This window comes from Mycobacterium sp., assembly GCF_025933915.1.
Lineage (GTDB): Bacteria > Actinomycetota > Actinomycetes > Mycobacteriales > Mycobacteriaceae > Mycobacterium.
In genome coordinates, this window is record NZ_JAICZA010000007.1 from 44,173 (window position 1) to 62,294 (window position 18,122).

Annotated in this window: 10 protein-coding genes; 5 read left to right on the forward strand and 5 right to left on the reverse strand. The window is 68.0% G+C overall.

Annotated features, from left to right (window positions below; genetic code table 11):
• Positions 1–161: 161 nt before the first annotated feature.
• From Q0W90_RS02100 to Q0W90_RS02120, 5 genes are all read left to right on the forward strand, one after another.
• Positions 162–1,064 (forward strand): alpha/beta hydrolase family protein, encoded by a 903-nt coding sequence (locus Q0W90_RS02100; RefSeq protein WP_297594130.1) that lies wholly within the window; start codon positions 162–164, stop codon positions 1,062–1,064.
• 110 nt (positions 1,065–1,174) lie between these two features.
• Entirely contained in the window at positions 1,175–2,185 is a 1,011-nt protein-coding gene (locus Q0W90_RS02105; protein WP_297594115.1) for a cutinase family protein, read from the forward strand.
• 305 nt (positions 2,186–2,490) lie between these two features.
• Positions 2,491–4,389: a long-chain-fatty-acid--AMP ligase FadD32 gene (gene fadD32 / locus Q0W90_RS02110; RefSeq protein ID WP_297697388.1), complete on the forward strand. Its 1,899-nt coding sequence runs from the start codon at positions 2,491–2,493 to the stop codon at positions 4,387–4,389.
• A 13-nt stretch (positions 4,390–4,402) separates the two neighbouring features.
• The gene (gene pks13, locus Q0W90_RS02115) at positions 4,403–9,745 is read left to right on the forward strand and encodes a polyketide synthase Pks13 (protein ID WP_297772908.1); all 5,343 of its coding nucleotides are present in this window, start codon (positions 4,403–4,405) and stop codon (positions 9,743–9,745) included.
• Positions 9,746–9,756: 11 nt separating this feature from the next.
• Positions 9,757–11,331 (forward strand): acyl-CoA carboxylase subunit beta, encoded by a 1,575-nt coding sequence (locus tag Q0W90_RS02120; RefSeq protein ID WP_297697409.1) that lies wholly within the window; start codon positions 9,757–9,759, stop codon positions 11,329–11,331.
• 3 nt (positions 11,332–11,334) lie between these two features.
• Here the strand turns inward: Q0W90_RS02120 and Q0W90_RS02125 are convergent, their stop codons facing one another.
• The 5 genes from Q0W90_RS02125 to Q0W90_RS02145 form a co-directional block, all read right to left on the reverse strand.
• The gene (locus Q0W90_RS02125) at positions 11,335–13,116 is read right to left on the reverse strand and encodes an acyl-CoA dehydrogenase family protein (protein WP_297772910.1); all 1,782 of its coding nucleotides are present in this window, start codon (positions 13,114–13,116) and stop codon (positions 11,335–11,337) included.
• A 55-nt stretch (positions 13,117–13,171) separates the two neighbouring features.
• A complete protein-coding gene (locus Q0W90_RS02130; protein WP_297772912.1) occupies positions 13,172–13,615 on the reverse strand; it encodes an FHA domain-containing protein in 444 nt (147 codons plus the stop codon).
• An 83-nt stretch (positions 13,616–13,698) separates the two neighbouring features.
• Positions 13,699–14,202 carry a hypothetical protein gene (locus Q0W90_RS02135; RefSeq protein ID WP_297595258.1) on the reverse strand — a complete coding sequence of 168 codons (504 nt, stop codon included), beginning with the start codon at positions 14,200–14,202 and terminating at the stop codon, positions 13,699–13,701.
• A gap of 182 nt (positions 14,203–14,384) precedes the next feature.
• On the reverse strand, positions 14,385–17,606 hold the full coding sequence (locus tag Q0W90_RS02140) for an arabinosyltransferase domain-containing protein (RefSeq protein WP_297772914.1): 3,222 nt from the start codon (positions 17,604–17,606) through the stop codon (positions 14,385–14,387).
• The coding region (locus tag Q0W90_RS02145; protein WP_297772917.1) for an arabinosyltransferase C-terminal domain-containing protein at positions 17,603–18,122 on the reverse strand (520 nt) is incomplete at its 5' end. The genes Q0W90_RS02145 and Q0W90_RS02140, both read right to left, overlap by 4 nt.

Sequence of the window (18,122 nt, forward strand, 5' to 3'; positions counted from 1 at the left end):
AACACGCAAGCATTGCGACTCGCGGCGGGAACCCCTCGGGGTTTCCGCCGCGAGTCGTTTGCGGCGTGTGTGACGTGTTTCACTACCCGGCGAGCGGGGGAACCAAGCAGCTGGCTAATGTGCTCTCAGCGACGAAACGATGGAGGGTGGACATGACGGTCGTGCGGGGTGTGCCAGCGCTTCTTCGGGCGTTCTGCTTTGCCGTGCTCGCGGTCGGGTTGGCGGTTGTCTTGCCGACGGCGCCGATCGTCGGCAAGGCCAGGGCGGCGGGCTACGAAAGCCTGATGGTTCCGTCGGCGGCGATGGGCCGCGACATCCCGGTGGCCTTCCTCGCCGGGGGCCCGCACGCGGTGTACCTGCTGGACGCCTTCAATGCGGCGCCGGACGTGAGCAATTGGGTCACCGCCGGCAATGCGATGAACACGCTGGGCGGCAAGGGAATCTCGGTGGTGGCTCCGGCCGGCGGCGCCTTCAGCATGTACACCAACTGGGAGCAGGACGGCAGCAAGCAGTGGGACACGTTCCTGTCCAGCGAGCTGCCCGACTGGCTGGCGGCCAACAAGGGACTCGCGCCGGGTGGCCACGCCGCCGTTGGCGCCTCGCAGGGCGGTTACGGCGCCATGGCGCTGGCCGCCTTCCATCCCGACCGCTTCGGTTTCGCCGGCTCGATGTCGGGGTTCCTGTACCCGTCGAGCACCAACTACAACGGCGCCATCCTGGCCGGCCTGCAGCAGTTCGGCGGCGTGGACGGCAACGGCATGTGGGGCGCGCCGCAGTTGGGCCGGTGGAAGTGGCACGACCCCTACGTGCACGCCTCGCTGCTGGCGCAGAACAACACCCGGGTCTGGGTCTACAGCCCGATGAACCTGGGGGGCGACGACGCCGCGATGATCGGCCAAGGGGCCGCGGCCATGGGCAGCTCCCGGGAGTTCTATCAGCAGTACCGCAGCAACGGCGGGCACAACGGCCACTTCGACTTCCCGAGCGGCGGCGACAACGGCTGGGGTTCCTGGTCGGGCCAGTTGGGGGCCATGTCGGGCGACATCGTCGGCGCCATCCGCTAGCAGCGAGCCCCTGGCAGCGAGCCGGTACCGTGTGAAAGTGCAGCACGGGCCGGGAGGGCCGCTTGCCCGGATTCCGAGCTGCGATCCACCGACACTGCTGGCAGGAGAACATGGCTAACAGCGCCCGGCGTAAGCGCCGCCGCACCCTCGCCTGGATCGCCGCCCTTTCGGTCGCCGGCGTCGTCTTGCTGGTCATCGTGGCCGTCGTCGCGGTGCTGCGCGGGCGCGAGTCGCAGCCGAGCGCGGTGCCGCCCGGGGTGTTGCCCCCGTCGTCGACGACGTCGCACCCGCACAAGCCGCGACCCGCATTCCAGGACGCCTCCTGCCCCGACGTGCTGCTGGTCAACGTGCCCGGTACGTGGGAGTCCGCCCCGCAGGACGACCCCGGCAACCCGTTGCAATTTCCGAACGCGTTGCTGCACAACGTGACTACGAGCATCACCCAGGATTTCCCGGCGTCGCGGGTGCAGGCGTACACCACCCCGTACACCGCGCAGTTCCACAATCCGTTGAGCGGCGACACGCAGATGTCCTACAACGCCAGCCGGGCCGAAGGCACCCGCGCCACCGTTGCGGCGATGACCGACATGAACGCCAAGTGCCCGCTGACCAGCTATGTGCTGATGGGCTTTTCCCAGGGCGCGGTGATCATGGGCGACATCGCCAGCGATATCGGCAACGGCCGCGGACCCGTCGACGACGACCTGGTGCTGGGTGTGACGTTGATCGCCGACGGCCGTCGTCAGCTCGGGGTCGGCAACGACATCGGACCCAACCCGCCGGGCCAGGGCGCCGAGGTCACCTTGCACGAGGTGCCCATCTTGTCCGGGATGGGGCTGACCATGACCGGCGCGCGTCCGGGTGGCTTCGGCGACCTCAACGGCAAGACCAACGAGATCTGCGCGCCGGGCGACCTCATCTGCGCCGCACCGGAGGAGGCCTTCAGCATCGCCAACCTGCCGAGCACGCTGAACACCTTGGCCGGCGGTGCCGGTCAACCGGTCCATGCGCTGTACGCGACGACGCAGTGTTGGAGCGTGGACGGGGCGCCCGCGACCGATTGGACGTTGAACTGGGCTCACGGCCTGATTGCAAATGCGCCACAACCGAAACACGGATGATCGGGGCGGTGGGACACAGGCTTTAGGTAGCGGTTGCCGGTGGCTATCGGCGGTACCTTGTGATTTGGTCTGCCGTGGGGCAGGCCCGTAACATTAAGAGGAATTTAAGAGCTGCCAGACTTTGTCGCGGACCCGGGCCGGGGTCGATGCCGGCCGGGACTGACACATGACCGGCGTTCCCCAGCGGGTGCCGTGCGAGGGCTGGCCCGCGCGTAGACGTGTAACGGTTGGCGGTGGCCGATCAGAGCTAGAGACCGAAACGTCGGCGGAGCCGACCTAGACAACAGGTGTGACAGGAGAGCGGCATGGTGTACCACAACCCGTTCATCGTGAATGGAAAGATCAAGTTCCCGGAGAACACGAACTTGGTCAAGCACGTTGAGAAATGGGCGAAGGTTCGCGGCGACCAGCTCGCCTACCGGTTCCTGGACTACTCGACGGAGCGCGACGGCGTCGAGTGCGACATCTCCTGGTCGGAGTTCAGTGCCCGCAACCGCGCCGTCGGCGCCCGGCTGCAGCAGGTCACGCAGCCCGACGACCGCATCGCCGTGCTCTGCCCGCAGAACCTGAACTACCTCGTCGCACTCTTCGGCGTGCTGTACGCCGGCCGGATCGCGGTGCCGTTGTTCGACCCGAGCGAGCCCGGCCACGTCGGCCGCCTGCACGCCGTGCTCGACGACTGCACCCCGTCGACGATCCTGACGACCACCGAGGCCGCCGAGGGCGTCCGCAAGTTCATCCGCGCCCGTTCGGCCAAGGAGCGGCCCCGCGTCATCGCCGTCGACGCGGTACCCAACGAGGTCGCATCCACCTGGGAACCGCCGGAGGCCGACGAGAACACCATCGCCTATCTGCAGTACACCTCCGGCTCCACCCGCACCCCGACCGGCGTGGAGATCACCCACCTGAACCTGCCCACCAACGTGCTGCAGGTGCTCAACGGCCTGGAGGGCAAGGAGGCCGACCGCGGCCTGTCCTGGCTGCCGTTCTTCCACGACATGGGGCTGATCACTGCGCTGTTGTCACCGGTGGTCGGTCACAAGTTCACCTTCATGACGCCGGCCGCCTTCGTGCGCCGGCCCGGCCGGTGGATCCGTGAGATGGCGCGCAAGCCCGAGGACGCCCCGGATTGCGAAGTCATCACCGTGGCGCCGAACTTCGCGTTCGAGCACGCGGCGGTCCGCGGGGTGCCCAAGGACGGTGAGCCGCCGCTGGACCTGAGCAACGTGAAGGCGATCCTGAACGGCAGCGAGCCGGTGTCCCCGGCGTCGATGCGCAAGTTCTACGACGCGTTTTCGCCCTACGGTCTGCGCGAGACCGCGATCAAGCCGTCCTACGGCCTGGCCGAGGCGACGCTGTTCGTCTCCACCACGCCGATGGACCAGGCGCCCACCGTCATCCACGTCGACCGTGACGAGCTGAACAAGCAGCGCTTCGTCGAGGTGCCCGCCGATTCACCGAAGGCCGTGCCGCAGGTTTCCGCCGGCATCATCGGCGTCGACGAGTGGGCCGTCATCGTCGATCCGGAGACCGCGAGCGAGCTGGCGGACGGTCAGATCGGCGAGATCTGGCTGCACGGGAACAACCTGGGCATCGGCTACTGGGGCAAGGAAGAAGAGACCAACGACGTCTTCCGTAACATCCTCAAGTCGCGGATCAGCCAGTCGCACGCCGAGGGCGCCCCTGACGACGGCATGTGGGTCAAGACCGGCGATTACGGCACCTACCACAACGGCCACCTCTATATCGCGGGCCGCATCAAGGACCTGGTCATCATCGACGGCCGCAACCACTACCCGCAGGATCTCGAGTACTCGGCGCAGGAAGCCAGTAAGGCGCTGCGCACCGGTTACGTGGCCGCCTTCTCGGTGCCGGCGAACCAGCTGCCGCAGGAAGTGTTCGACAACCCGCACGCCGGCCTGAAGTACGACCCCGACGACGGCTCCGAGCAGCTGGTGATCGTCGCCGAGCGGGCCGCCGGGTCGCACAAGCTGGACTACCAGCCGATCGCCGACGACATCCGGGCGGCCATCGCGGTGCGCCATGGCGTCACCGTCCGCGACCTGCTGCTGGTGCAGTCGGGGACCATCCCGCGGACCTCCAGCGGCAAGATCGGGCACCGCGCGTGCCGCGCCGCCTACCTCGACGGCAGTCTGCGCAGCGGCGTCGGATCTCCGACGGCCTTCGCCGACTCAACTGACTGAATCTCTTAGGACCATGGCTGACACTGAGCACCCCGGCACCGATCCCGAAGACACCACCCCGGACCCCGGCGGGGAGGTGCCCGCCGCGAAGGCCGAGATAACGACCGTCCCCGAGATGCGCCGGTGGTTGCGCAACTGGGTGGGTAAGGCGGTTGGGCGGTCGCCGGACGACATCGACGAGTCGGTGCCGATGGTCGAGCTGGGGCTGGCGTCCCGTGATGCCGTGGCGATGGCCGCCGACATCGAGGACATGACCGGTGTGACGCTGTCGGTGGCCGTGGCCTTCCAGCACCCGACGATCGAGTCGCTGGCCACCCGCATCATCGAGGGCGAGCCGGAGGTTGCCGACGACGACCTGGACCGGGCGGACTGGACCCGCACCGGCCCGGCCGAGCGCGTCGACATCGCGATCGTGGGGCTGTCCACCCGGCTGCCCGGGGACATGAACAGCCCCGACGAAACCTGGCAAGCGCTCATGGAGGGCCGCGACGCCATCACCGATCTGCCCGAGGGCCGCTGGTCGGAATTCCTCGAAGAGCCGCGCATCGCCGCGCGCGTCGCCGCCGCCCGCACCCGCGGCGGCTACTTGAAGGACGTCAAGGGCTTCGACTCGGAGTTCTTCGCGGTCGCCAAGACCGAGGCCGACAACATCGACCCGCAGCAGCGGATGGCGCTGGAGCTGACCTGGGAGGCGCTCGAGCACGCGCGCATCCCGGCGTCGAGCCTGCGCGGCGAGGCCGTCGGCGTGTATGTCGGCTTCTCCAACAACGACTACCAATTCCTGGCGGTCTCCGACCCGACAGTCGCGCATCCCTACGCGATCACCGGCACCGCCAGCTCGATCATCGCCAACCGGGTGTCCTACTTCTACGACTTCCGGGGTCCCTCGGTGGCGCTGGACACCGCGTGCTCGAGCTCGCTGGTGGCGACGCATCAGGCGGTGCAGGCGCTGCGCAACGGCGAGTGCGACGTCGCGGTCGCCGGTGGTGTCAATGCGCTGCTCACGCCGTTGGTGACGCTCGGTTTCGACGAGATCGGCGCGGTGCTGGCTCCCGACGGCAAGATCAAGTCGTTCTCGTCGGACGCCGACGGCTACACCCGCTCCGAGGGCGGCGGGATGTTCGTGCTCAAGCGGGTCGACGACGCCCGCCGCGACGGCGACCAGATCCTGGCCGTGATCGCCGGCAGCGCCGTCAACCACGACGGCCGGTCCAACGGCCTGATCGCCCCCAACCAGGACGCCCAGGCCGAGGTGCTGCGCCGGGCCTACAAGGACGCCGGCATCGATCCGCGCACCGTCGACTACATCGAGGCGCACGGCACCGGCACCGTCCTGGGCGACCCGATCGAGGCCGAGGCGCTGGGCCGCATCGTCGGGCGGGGCCGTCCCGCCGATCGCCCGGCGTTGCTGGGCGCGGTGAAAACCAATGTGGGACACCTGGAGTCGGCCGCCGGCGCGGCGAGCCTGGCCAAGGTGGTGCTGGCGTTGCAGCACGACAAGCTGCCGCCGTCGATCAACTTCGCCGGGCCGAGCCCCTACATCGACTTCGACGGCATGCGCTTGAAATTCGTTGACAACGCGACCGATTGGCCCCGTTACGGAGGCTATGCGCTGGCCGGGGTGTCCAGCTTCGGTTTCGGTGGGGCCAACGCGCACCTGGTGGTGCGCGAGGTCTTGCCACGTGACGTCGTGGAAAAGGAGGTGCGCGAGCCCGAGCCCGCCCCCCGGGTCGAAGCCGCCGAAGCGACGGAGGCGCCCACACTGGAAAGCCACTCGCTGCGGTTCGACGACTTCGGCAACATCATCCCCGACGCCGAGGCGCCCGAGGAAGAAGAATACGAACTGCCGGGCCTGACCGAAGAGGCCCTGCGCCTCAAGGAGATCGCGGCCGAAGAGCTTGCCGCACAAGAAGAGTCAGCGCCCCTGATCCCGATCGCGGTGTCGGCCTTTTTGACCTCCCGCAAGAAGGCCGCGGCCGCCGAGCTGGCGGACTGGATGGAAAGCCCCGAGGGGCAGGCGTCGTCGCTGGAATCGATCGGCCGGGCGCTGTCGCGGCGCAACCACGGCCGCTCGCGCGCGGTGGTGCTGGCCCATGACCATGACGAGGCCGTCAAGGGCCTGCGGGCGGTCGCCGAGGGCAAGCAGCGGCCGAACGTGTTCAGCGTCGACGGGCCGGTGACCAGTGGACCGGTATGGGCGATGGCCGGTTTCGGTGCGCAGCACCGCAAGATGGGCAAGAGCCTGTACCTGCGCAACGAGGTCTTCGCCGAGTGGATCGAGAAGGTCGACGCGCTGATTCAGGACGAGCGGGGCTACTCGGTGCTCGAGCTGATCCTCGACGACTCGCACGAATACGGCATCGAAACTTCCAACGTCGTCATCTTCGCGATCCAGATCGCGCTGGGCGAGCTGCTCAAGCATCACGGCGCCAAACCGGCTGCGGTGGTGGGTCAGTCGCTCGGAGAGCCCGCGTCGGCCTACTTCGCCGGCGGGCTGTCGCTGGCGGACGCAACCCGGGTGATCTGCTCGCGCTCGCACCTGATGGGCGAGGGTGAGGCGATGCTGTTCGGCGAGTACATCCGGCTGATGGCGCTCGTCGAGTACTCCGCCGACGAGCTGAAGACGGTGTTTGGTGACTTCCCCGGCCTGGAGGTGTGCGTCTACGCCGCACCCAGTCAGACCGTGATCGGTGGCCCGCCCGAGCAGATCGATGCGATCGTCGCCCGCTGTGAGGCGGAGGGCCGCTTCGCCCGCAAGCTGCAGACCAAGGGCGCCGGGCACACCTCGCAGATGGACCCGCTGCTCGGCGAGTTCTCCGCGGAACTGCAGGGCATCGAGCCGCTGACCCCGACCGTCGGAATCTTCTCGACGGTGCACGAGGGCAGCTACGTCAAGCCCGGTGGGGAGCCGATCCACGATGTCGCCTACTGGGTCAAGGGGATGCGGCATTCGGTCTACTTCACGCACGGCGTCCGCAACGCCGTCGACAGCGGCCACACCACCTTCCTGGAACTGGCGCCCAACCCGGTGGCGCTGATGCAGATCGGTTTGACCACCGCGGCAGCGGGTTTGCATGACGCCCAACTGATTCCGACGCTGGCCAAAAAGCAGGACGACGTCGAGTCGATGATCTCGGCCATGGCCCAGCTCTATGTGCACGGTCACGACCTGGACATCCGGACGCTGTTCAGCCGCGCTCGGGGGCCCCAAGGATCTGAAGATTTTGCGAACGTCCCGCCGACCCGGTTCAAGCGCAAAGAACACTGGCTGGATGTGCACTTCTCCGGCGACGGCTCGGTGATCATGCCGGGGACGCATGTCGCATTGCCGGACGGCCGGCACGTCTGGGAGTACGCGCCCCGCAACGGCGAGACGGATCTGGCCGCATTGGTGAGATCCGCTGCGACACAAGTGCTTCCGGATGCACAGTTGGCGGCGTCCGAGCAGCGCGCGGTGCCCGGGGCGGGTGCCCGGCTGGTGACGACGATGACCCGGCATCCGGGTGGGGCCTCGATTCAGGTGCACGCCCGCATCGACGAGTCCTTCACCCTGGTCTACGACGCGCTGGTGTCGCGGGCCGGCCAGAGCGTCGCCGCGTTGCCCACCGCGGTGGGCGCCGGCGCCGCGATCGCGGCCCCGGTTACCGACGGGCCGGTGGCGGAAGCCCCCGCCGCGGCGCCGGCCGAGGAGCCCGACGCCGAGACGCTGTCGGACAGCCTGACCAACCGCTACCTGCCGTCCAGCGTGGGCAGGTGGACACCGGATTCCGGCGAGACCATCGGTGAGCGGCTGGGCCTGATCGTCTCGGCGGCCATGGGCTACGAGCCCGAGGACCTGCCGTGGGAGGTGCCGCTGATCGAGCTCGGCCTGGACTCGCTGATGGCGGTGCGGATCAAGAATCGCGTCGAATACGACTTCGACATGCCGCCCATCCAATTGACGGCCGTGCGCGACGCCAACCTCTATGCCGTCGAAAAGCTGATCGAGTACGCGGTCGAGCATCGCGACGAGGTCGAGCAGTTGCACGAGCACCAGAAGACGCTGACGCCCGAAGAGATCGCCAAAGAGCAGGCCCAGCTGCTCAGCGGGGCAACGCCGACATCGGCCGCCGCACCCCCACCGGATCCGCAGGCGGAGCCCGAGACGCAGGCGCCGATCCCGCCGCCGCCGACGGATCCGTCGGGACCGGCCGCAGCGACCAACGGCGGCCGACCGAACTTGGCGGGGGCGCTCAGCTCCGAAGCGGTGGCCAAGGCGCTCAATTCCGATGTGCCGCCGCGTGATGCCGCCGAGCGGGTCACCTTCGCCACCTGGGCGATCGTCACGGGCAAGTCGCCGGGCGGGATCTTCAACCCGCTGCCCAAGCTCGACGAGGACGCCGCGGCCAAGGTGGCACAGCGGCTCTCCGAGCGCGCCGAGGGTCCGGTCACCGCCGAGGACGTGCTGACGTCGGAGACCATCGAGGCGCTGGCCGAAAAGGTGCGCGGCTACCTGGAGGCCGGCACCATCGACGGCTTCGTGCGCACCATCCGGGCGCCCGAGAACGACTCGCAGGTACCGGTGTTCGTGTTCCACCCGGCCGGCGGTTCGACCGTGGTCTACGAGCCGCTGCTCAACCGGCTGCCGCCCGACACACCGATGTACGGGTTCGAGCGTGTGGAGGGCACCATCGGAGAGCGGGCCGCCCAGTATGTGCCGAAGCTGTTGGAGATGAACGACGGCAAGCCGTTCGTCCTGGCCGGGTGGTCACTCGGCGGTGCGTTGGCGTACGCGTGCGCGATCGGGTTGCGGCGGGCCGGCGCCGACGTGCGATTCGTCGGGATGATCGACACGGTGCGCGCCGGCGAGGAGATCCCGCAGACCAAGGAGGAAACCCGCAAGCGCTGGGACCGTTACGCGAAGTTCGCCGAGCGCACCTTCAACGTCGAGATTCCCGCGATCCCCTACGAGCAGCTCGAAGAGCTCGACGACGAGGGACAGGTCAAGTTCGTGTTGGACATCGTCCAGCAGAGTGGCGTGCAGATTCCGGGCGGCATCGTCGAGCACCAGCGGACGTCGTATCTGGACAACCGGGCGCTCGAGACCGTCGTGATCGAGCCCTACGACGGCCACGTGACCCTCTACATGGCCGATCGCTACCACGACGACGTCATCGCATTCGAGCCACGGTATGCCGTCCGCCAGCCCGACGGCGGCTGGGGTGCGTTCGTCGCGGACCTCGAGGTGGTGCCGATCGGCGGCGAGCACATCCAGGCCATCGACGAGCCGATCATCGCCAAGGTGGGCGCACACATGGCCGACGTGCTGAATAAGGTGGAGGCGCAAGCCAGTCAGACGAGTGAGGTAGGCGAGTAGTGACGGAGACCGTGCCAGCTGCGGGGTCAGCTCCCATCCAGCACACCACAGCCGAGAAGCTGGCTGAACTCTATCGTCGCCTGGACCTGGCCAAAGAGCCCGGCGGTGAGAAGGCCGTCGCCAAGCGCGACAAGAAGGGCATCCCCAGCGCCCGCGCCCGCGTGCACGCGCTGGTCGATCCGGGCACGTTCCTGGAGACCGGTGCGCTGGCCAAAACGCCGAACGACCCGAACGCACTCTACGGTGACGGGTGCGTCACCGGGCACGCCATGATCGACGGCCGGCCGGTCGGGGTGTTCTCCCACGACCAGACGGTGTTCCAGGGCACCGTCGGTGAGATGTTCGGCCGCAAGGTCGCGCGGCTGATGGAGTGGTGCGCGATGGTCGGGTGCCCGATCATCGGCATCCAGGACTCCGGTGGCGCCCGGATTCAGGACGCGGTCACCTCGCTGGCGTGGTACGCCGAGCTGGGCCGCCGTCACGAAGCGCTGTCCGGGCTGGTGCCCCAGATCTCCCTCATCTTCGGCAAATGCGCCGGGGGAGCGGTGTATTCGCCGATCCAGGACGATCTGCTGGTCTCGGTGCGCGATCAGGGCTACTTCTTCGTCACCGGACCCGACGTGATCCAGGAGGTCACCGGCGAGGAGGTCACCCTCGACGAGCTCGGCGGCTCCGACGCGCAGGCCCGCAACGGCAATATCCACCAGGTGGTGGACTCCGAGGCCGAGGCGTTCCAGTACGTGCGCGATTTCCTGTCGTTCCTGCCGTCGAGCACCGTCGGCCAGCCGCCGATCGTCAACCCCGGCCTCGAGCCGGAGACCACGCCGACCGATCTCGAACTCGACTCGATCGTGCCGGACTCGGACAACATGGCCTACGACATGCACGAGATCTTGCTGCGGATCTTCGACGACGGCGACTTCCTCGACGTCGCCGCGCAGGGCGGCCCGGCCATCATCACCGGGTTCGCCCGGGTCGACGGACGCCCGGTCGGCGTCGTCGCCAACCAGCCCATGTACCTGTCCGGGTCGATCGACAACGAAGCCTCCGACAAGGCGGCGCGGTTCATCCGGTTCTGCGACGCGTTCAACATCCCGCTCGTCTTCGTGGTGGACACCCCGGGCTTTTTGCCCGGCGCCGAGCAGGAGCGCAACGGCATCATCAAGCGCGGCGGCCGGTTCCTGTACTCGGTGGTCGAGGCCGATGTGCCCAAGGTGACGATCACCATCCGCAAGTCCTATGGCGGCGCCTACGCCGTGATGGGGTCGCGGCAGCTGACCGCCGACTTCAACTTCGCCTGGCCCACCGCGCGCATCGCGGTGATCGGCGCCGAGGGGGCCGCGCAGCTGCTGATGAAGCGGTTCCCCGACCCGACCACCCCCGAGGCGCAACAGATCAAGAAGGACTTCATCGAGGGCTACAACCTCAACATGGCGATCCCGTGGACCGCCGCCGAACGCGGCTTCATCGACGCGGTCATCGACCCGCACCAGACCAGGCTGCTGCTGCGCAAGTCGATGAAACTGCTGCGGGACAAGCAACTGTGGTTCCGCACGGCACGCAAGCACGGACTCATCCCGATCTAGCCCTTACTGTTCGGCGGGAGAGAACGCGCCGTCGACCAACTCGTCGAAGCGCTCCAGTGCCTCGTCGGAGTCGGCGTCGATACCGCGCAGCGCCCCGCGATCGGCGAGATACCGCTGCGCGTAGAGCCGTGCGACCAGCGCCTTGCGTTCACCGCCGCGGGTGGCCCGCTCCCAGGCCGCCTGCTCGATGAGCAACGCGCCGCCGTAGACGTCACCCATGAATCGGGCCAGCGGGTACAGTCGCGCCTCGGCCATCGCCCTGTCGAGCTTGGACCACGCGGTGATCGCCGCGTCGAGATCCTCGATCCGGCCCGCGACCAGCCTGGTGGCTTCACCGTCGTCAGCGACGGAAACCGCATCGCGTAACCGCGCCAACAGCGTCTCGTGCGCACGGGTCTGCTCGATCCCGCGCCGCACGTCCAGGCACAGGATATTGTCGGGGCCCTCCCAGATGGTGTTCACCTGCGCGTCACGCAAAAGCCTTGCCACCGGCCAGGTCTCGATATAGCCGTTGCCGCCGTGGATCTCGATCGCGTCCGATGCCGCGGTGATCCCGAGCCGGCACACCTTCAGCTTGGTCACCGGCACCGCGATGCGCTGCCGCAGGCTGCGCGGCTGGCGATGGTTGGTGGCGCCGGTGCCGTCGAACACCAGCGCTTGGGCGGCTTCGACGTCGACGATCATCTCGGCGAGCTTGCGCCGCATCAACGGCTTGTCGATCAGCGCCCCGCCGAACGCGCGCCGCTGCCGCGCGTAGCACAGCGACTCGACCAGGGCGCGACGGGCATTACCGAGCCCGAACGACGCGATGCCCAGCCGCGCGGCGTTGGTGAGCTCCATCATCCGGCCCAGCCCCTTGCCGTCGGACGGGCCGGATTCGGGGCTCGGTTCGCCGGACAGCAGAAAAGCCTCGGCGTCGACGAACTCGACCTCGCCCGAGGCCACCGAGCGGGTGCCGAGTTTGTCCTTCAGCCGCCGGACCCGCACCCCGTTGCGGGATCCGTCGCGGCGGGTGCGCAGCACCAGGAAATTGGCGACGCCCCGCGAAGAGTCCGGTGCGCCTTCGGGTTTGGCCAGTACGACGAACGCCTCCCCGGCGCAGTTGGACGCAAACCACTTGAACCCGTTCAGCAGCCACGAGTCACCGTGACGTGTTGCGGTCGTCTCGAGTGCGCCCAGGTCCGATCCGCCGGTGCGTTCGGTGAGCAGCTGCGCCGTCTCGCCTGCCCACTCGCCGGAGGCGAATTTGGCCAGCACGTGTTCGGCCACACCGGCCGGCGCGTAGGCCGCCACCAGCGACTGGACCATGCCGCCGCCGGTGCCCAACGCGCAACCCATCCCGATATCGGCTTGATTGAGCAGATAATTCGACGCGAACAGCGTCAGCGACGAGCTCATCTTCGCCTCGCGCGCCTCGGTCCGCAGCGCCCGCTGGGCGTCCAGAACGGCCCGCTTGGACTCCGTGAACGACGTCGGCATGACCACCCGGCCGACGTCGTGGCCCCACCGGTCGTAGCGCTCGAGCCGCGGTGGGTTGCGGTCGGTCTCTTCGGCCCACCGCGCCACCGGACCGCCCATCAGTTCACCGATGTGCGTCAGATGGCGCTCGGCCAGTTTCAGCTCCTCGGGCTGCAGGTAGTAGGCAAGAGTGAACTGCAGCGTGGGATCGGTGCTGTACCAATTGAGACCGACGGCGCCGCGGTAGTTCTCGGTCGCGTAACGCTGCGACTTTTCTTCGGTGGAGAACGGCAGCCTGTCTACCGCCTCGGCGGCGTAGTCGCTCATGGTTGAGACGCTACGCGCCGAGCCGATCAACCGGGTCGCCCACACAGCGACGGTGTCAGAGCGTCTGGGCGGTGAGGAAAACCAGCCGGAAATTACCGACCTGGAGCACGTCGCCGTTGGCCAGCACTGCGGAGTCGACGGCTTCCCGGTTGCGGTAGGTGCCGTTCAGGCTGCCGAGGTCGACGACGCGGAATTCGCCGTTCTCGTTGCGGAATTCGGCGTGCCGGCGGCTGACCGTGATGTCGTCGAGAAAGATGTCGCTGACGGGGTGCCGTCCGGCGGTCATGACGGGCTGGTTCAAGATGAACTTCGATCCGACGTTGGGGCCCCGTTTCACCACGAGCATGGCCGAGCCGTGCGCCAGCGCCGCCGCCTCGGCCGCCGCCGACGACGTGTCGATGTCCTCCGGGATGTCGGCGCGCAGCGCGGAGCCGATATCGCCGGTGGCGTCATCCGCCGCGATTCGCTGCTGGCTTGTGTCCCGTTGTGATGCCGACACCCTTGCCTCTCATCCGACGCCAGGTCTTTCGACACGTCTATCGGAGCATCCGACCCGGGCGGCGAGGTAGGGACCGAAGTCCCCTATGCCCGCACCGGCACGACGAACTCGGACGTATAGAACTCCGCCGGGTTCTGCGAGTGAGGGTTTGGTTGTTGGACGACCACCCAGACTCCCGTGGTGCCGGACCGAATGCTGTCTTGCACCGTCGCATTCCCGCTGCCCGCCCCGTCGGTGTCCAGGCCGGTAAAGGCCGTCCCGGGGTCGCCGGGCCCGCAGGTCGCCGAGGCGGGGCGGGGTACCTGGATCAGCCCCACGTCGAAGTGGGCACCGGGCTGCGGCGCGTCCACCAAATGGACGTCCGCGACCACCCTCGACCCGGCCGTGTGAATGACGGCGGAACCCGTCCCCAGTGCCGGATGCGGCACCTTCGGCGAGATGCTCACCAGGCTGAAATCGCAACGCCGAAGCTTGGCGTCCAACGCGACCGTGGTGCCGCTGCCCTCGGCGGCGGCCGTGCCGATGGCCAACGCGGCGACCGGGATGATCGCGGCGGTGCAGGTTCCCAGGCGTGTCAGCGTATGCATGGGGGCCACCTTTTCCCGTGATGTGAACTGGACCACAGCGGAACTAGTATTCACCCGAAATTGGCGAATTCAAACCTTCGACGGGTGATTACTCAGACGACAATTCGCGCGATCATTTCACCGATGACGAGCGACGGCGCCGAGCCGTGTAACACGCTCACAAATAACGCTTTTCGTCGCGACTACGGCTTGATGCGGATCTGGCCCGGGGACCACCAACCCGTGCGGGTCGCGGTGCCCAGCTGGAGTTGCGCGGGATGCGCGTCGGCGATGGTGTCGAATTTGCGCAGCGATCCCCAGTCGCGGCCCCAGTCGTGGGACAGGTAGGTCGACATCACGTGGGCACGCAGCAGCAGATCGGTGATACCCAGCAGCCCGCCGTTGACGCCGTCCTCCCAGGTGTCGGTGTCCATCTTTTTGGCCGTGTAGTCCGGGGTGATGCGGAAATTGGGGATCTCGCTGACCCCGTTGACGTGCAGCATCGGCTGCTGGCAGGGGAATGCCAGCCCGACCGCCCAGTCCATCAGCACCGGCTGCGTCGAGCCGACGAACTCCTGCAGCGAGCGCATCTCCGGCACCCGCGGCGGGGTCACCGCGATCCAGTCCTCCGGCGTCAGGGACAGGTCCTCGGCCACCACCCGCACGGCGACCGCGTCCGCGGGCATGTCCGAGCGGGCGAAACGCAGGTTGCGCCAGGCCTTCGGCTGTTCGCCGTTCAGGTCGTAGGGGACCAGCCGTCCGGCCGGCACGATAGCGGTTTGGGGGTCACCCCCGGGCCCGAGCCGGCCGTACTCGAGCACCACGGTCTGCCCGTCGGTGTGGTGGTGCAGCACGCTGTTGCCGGCGATCTTGCCGGCGGCCGTCACCACGACCAGGGGATGGGCGGCATCGGGTTTGGGCAACCGGTACCACGCCGAGGCGAGCCTGCTCTCCTGTTGCGCCGCGGTGGCGTAGCTGCCGGCCAGCGGCACCCGATCGGGATCCAGGCCGTAGGGCAGCGGCACCTTCGAGCCGTTGATGCCAGGTGCGCTCAGCTTGGTCGGGGCGTCCCAGTCGTAGTCGGTTCCGGGCTGGTTCGGGGTGATCCGAATGGCCTCGGCGACAATGTGTTCGGGCACCCCGTTGGGGCTGAATCCCACCGGGTGCTCGCCGCCCAGCGGCCCCAACGGCCCGTAATCGCCGGGCTCTCCTGTTTTGAAGGGCGCCATGTAGCCGATGTTGCTGTCCGGCTCGACGAGCACGTCGTCGGCCAGTCCGCAGCCACCGCTGAACTCACGCAGGTTGTCCCAGGCGTTGGAGTAGGTGGGGTATTGGCGCACGATGCCGGCCACCATCGACGCGATGAACACCAGCGCCATGAATCCCGCCGCGATGGGTACCGGCGCCGCCGTCAGCGCCCGGGCTACCCGGCCCTCCCCGTGGTCGCGGGACACGAAGTGCAACCAGGCCGCGTATAGCACGACGAGCACAAACAGCGCGAAAAATATTGTGCTGACCGAGATTCCACCGATCTTCGGCATGGTGCTGTTGAAGGGCACGCCGTAGCTGGAGACGTACCACCAGCCGTTGGTGGTGGCGAAGCACAGCGCCATCAGGAACAACACCGCCGCCAAGAACGCCATCCGGTTGCGCGACCAGCGCAGTATCGCCGGTGACACCAGCACGGTGGTCAGCGCGGCCATCGCCGCCCCCACCGCGGCGAACAGGCCGAAGTGGTGCACCCACTTGGTGGGCGTGAACATCAGGAAGAACATGGTGCCGAAGATGACGCCCATCAGCCGCCACGCCGGCCCGCGGGCCACCCCGGGAACTCGCTTGCGCCGCAACATGATGAACACGGCCGTGAACAGACACAGCGCGGTGATCAGGAAGCCGAAGCGGCGCGACAGCGAACCGTCGACGGTGGGCAGGATCAGGTAGTAGTAGCGCAGGTTCTCGGTGTACCAGGCCTGGCTGGGTCCGATCGCGGTCCGAATCCTGGTGGCTTCCAATACCGTTGACAGTGTCTGGTCGGCGAACACCACGGTCAGGATGACGGTGCCGGCGGCCAGCATGGGTGCCACCAGCGGCCACGTGCCCACCAGACGATGACGGCGAACCAGGATGCGCAGGATGGGGCGACCACCGGCGACCAGCGCGGCCACCGCGATCAGGCCGGTCGGCTGGACACCGAGCGTGAACGCGGCGGTGATGACCGCCAGCGCCGCGGGCGTCAGCCGGCTGTAACGCATGGAGCGTTCGATCAGCACATAGGTGACCAGCGAACCGAGCGCGATGATCGGCTCGGGCCGCAGACCGTTGTCGAACGGCATCCAGGCCGTCAGCAACACCATGCCGGCGGCCCAATTCGCCGGCTTGCTGGCGGCCACCGCGGGCCCCAGCCGGGGCAGCACCTCACGGGAGAGCAACAGCCAGCACACAATTCCGGCGAACAGGTCCGGCAACCGCATCCACAGGCTGGCGTCGCTGACGTGGGTCATCAGCGCCAGCAGGTTGTAGTACCAGCCGAAGGGGTCCTCGGGGCTGCCGAACCAGCGGAAGTAGTTCGACATGTAGCCGGCGCGGTCGGCGACCCGGGCCATGCCCAGGATGTAACCGTCGTCGGACGAGTTCGCCCCGATCACGTGCCAGAGCACGAACCCGCCGATCACCGCGACATCGGCGAGGGTGAACGTGCGCCAGTTCGCCGGAATGAGCCGGCGCATCCGCCGTCCGTCCAGCTGGTCGAGTCGCCACAAGGCGACCAGCGCAACGATGGTGGCCAGGATCGCCGCCACCATCGCGACGAGTTTCACAGTGGTTGGGGTGGTGGAGAACCGGGTGTCGATGGTCGCGGACAGCGTCAAACCCGCCGGCGCGGGTCCGGTCAGGTCGGTGAACACACCGACGATCTGTGGCCGCAGGTTCGGGTCGGGGAATCCGCCGCCGATCGGTTTGCCCGCCGAATCATTCAGCCCGACAAAGGTGGCGAAGGTGCCGGCTTGTGTCGACGTGATCTCGATGTGCCGGCACTGCGGCGACGTCGCCTGCTCGCGCGAGGCGCTGGCGATCACCACATTGCGGTCGGTGACGTCGACGCGCTTGGGATTGACGACGACGAACAACGCGTTGAGCGCGGCGTCCTTGCCCTTCTTGGGCCCGGTGCCCAGGATCACCCCGCCCTCCGGTGGCAGATCACGCAACAGCGAGCAGGGCACGGAGGCGGTCATGTCGACCGGGGTCAGCGAAATCAGCGGTGCCGTAACGCTGTTCAGCTGAGCGTTCTGGGGCCAACTCAGCGTCGCGGTGGTCTGCACGACGGGCAGCAGCGGGCTGGCGATCGACAGCACGAAACCGATCAGGCCGGCAACGGTCGCCACCCAGCGCGTCACTCGCACGTCGTTGCGCGCGGTCGGCGCGCTCATGGCAGCGCCCGAATCGGTCCCTGCCGGCTCCAGCCGTGCACTGTCATCACACCCTGTTCGATCGCGGCGTCCGGCGCTTGATCAGCCGGCACCAACCGGAAGTACTGCTCGACGGATCCCCAGTCGCGGTACCAGTCGCCGCGCAGATACGTCGAGATGGTCGAGGTGCGCAGCAACGCCTGCAGGAACAGCAGCGGGCCGCCGGCCTCGCTGGACTGCCACAGGTTCGACGACGCCGCCGTCTGCTTGCGGTCGGGAAGGATGCGGTACCCCGGAAGTTCGGCAACGCCAAGGTGTTCGGAGAACGGCCGCTGGCACGGGAAGTTGGCGGCGGTCGCGACGTCCATCAGCGTCGGTGTCTGCGAGCCGATCAGCTGCTGCAGGGTTTGCAGCGCCGGAACCCGCGGCGGCGTGAACGCGAACCACTGGTCGGAACTCAGGTTCGGGTCGTAGGCGACGATGCGCGCCACGTTCGCCTCCGGCGGCGCCCAGGTGAGCGGGAAGCGCAGATTGCGC